This window comes from Isoptericola sp. NPDC057391, from assembly GCF_042668085.1.
Classification (GTDB): Bacteria; Actinomycetota; Actinomycetes; order Actinomycetales; family Cellulomonadaceae; genus Isoptericola.
Window position 1 is genome coordinate 1 of record NZ_JBHVBO010000325.1, and the last position, 1,767, is coordinate 1,767.

Annotated in this window: 1 protein-coding gene; it reads right to left on the reverse strand. The window is 76.3% G+C overall.

Features of this window, described 5'->3' with window-relative positions:
• Nucleotides 1-53: 53 nt before the first annotated feature.
• A partial coding sequence (locus ACFUVW_RS20735; protein WP_430573181.1) for an ATP-binding cassette domain-containing protein occupies nt 54-1,767 on the reverse strand: 1,714 nt, incomplete at its 5' end.

Here is a 1,767-nt window from a genome sequence, read left to right on the forward strand (position 1 = left end):
GCGCTACTCCTTGCGGAGATAGCGCCGAACAAGCGCCCACGACGGAACGACGGTCAGCCCGCCAGGTGCCCCCAGCGGGGCGCGAGCTCGTGCCACGGGCCGATCTCGGCGACCTCGCCGTCGGCGAGGACGACGACACGGTCGGCGCGCGACAGGGCCGCACGCTTCGACGTCGCGCCGACCACGGTGGTGCCGCGCTCGCGCAGCGACGCCCACAGCTCGATCTCGGTCGTAGCGTCCAGGGCGCTGGAGACGTCGTCGGCCAGGAGCAGCTCGGCGTCCGTCGCCAGCGCGCGAGCGAGCGCGAGCCGCTGCACCTGACCGCCCGACAGCCGCACCCCGCGGTGCCCCACCAGCGCGTCCGGTCCGCCCGCCTCGTCCACGTCCTGGCCGAGGCGCGCGGCCGCGACCGGGCCGTCGACGTCGCGCTCGTGGTCCAGGCGCACGTTCTCGCTGAACGTGCCGGACAGCACGCGCGGCACCTGCGCGACGTGCGCCACCTGCCCCGGGCGCAGGAACGCCTGGGGGTCCGCGACGTCCCGCTCGTTCCACCGGATCCGGCCCGAGTGCTCCATGAGGCCGCTCAGCGCGGACAGCAGGCTCGACTTGCCCGAGCCCACCTGGCCGAGCAGCAGCACGAGCTCGCCGCGCCGCACCTCGAGGTCGACCCCGGACACACCGATGGTGCCGTCGTCGTGCACGGCGGTGACGCCCTCGAGGCGCAGCCGCTCCAGGGTCTCGCGCGGGCCCGCCGCCGGCAGCGGCGCGTCGCCCGTGAGCAGGTCGACGCCCGCGGGCACGTCCATGAGGTCGGCCCCCGCGGCGAACCTGCCGGTGGCGCGCTGCCACGACCGGGTGCCGGGCGCCTCCGTCACGACGGCCCCCGCCACGACGCCGAACCAGCCGAAGCCGTTGACGGCGTTCGCGACGAGCAGCGCGGTCGCCAGGCCCCACGTCCCGGTGAGCAGGCCCGCCCAGGCCGCGACGACGCCGAGCTGCACCATGATCATCGGCACGCCGTCGAGGGCCGCCTGGATCCGGTGCTCGAAGATGGCGGCCCGCACACGGCCGGCGTCGACCTGCCGCAGGTGGCCGTGCACCTCGGGCGTGCGCGCCGCGAGCTTCACCGTGCGGGCGGAGTCCAGCGCCGAGACGAGCGCGCGGCCGAACCGGGCGCGCGCGGCCGACGACCGCGTGGCCGAGCGGCCCGCGATCGGCCGGCCGATCGCCGACGCGGCCGCAGAGACCACCATGACGGCCAGCAGCACGCCGCCGGCGAGCCACGACCCGCTGAGCAGCGCCGTCACGCCGGCGATGACCAGGCCGTTGACGAAGTCGACCCAGCGGTCCGAGTAGCGCACGAACCGGTCGGAGTCCATGGCCCGGGCCACGACCTCGCCGGGCGGGGTGGCGCGCAGGCGCTCCTGGCGCGTCTGCCCCACCATCACCGACATCCGCACCCGCAGCAGCACCTCCACCCACCACCGCGGGTAGACGTACAGCGCCCACGCCAGCGCCAGCGGCGCGACGACGAGGAGCACGGCGAACGCGACCATGAGCACGGTCGGGAAGCCGTCGTCGAGCCCTTCGACCGCCCGTCCCCAGAGGAACCCGGTGAGCGCGCCCTGCGCGGAGACGAGGCTCGCCACGAGGAAGAGCAGCGCGCCGACCACGCCCCACGCGGGCCGCACGAACAGCGCGTGCAGCACGCCCCGTGCCAGGCTCGGGCCCTCGCCCGGGTCGGCCAGGTCCGGCGCCCCCCCCCCC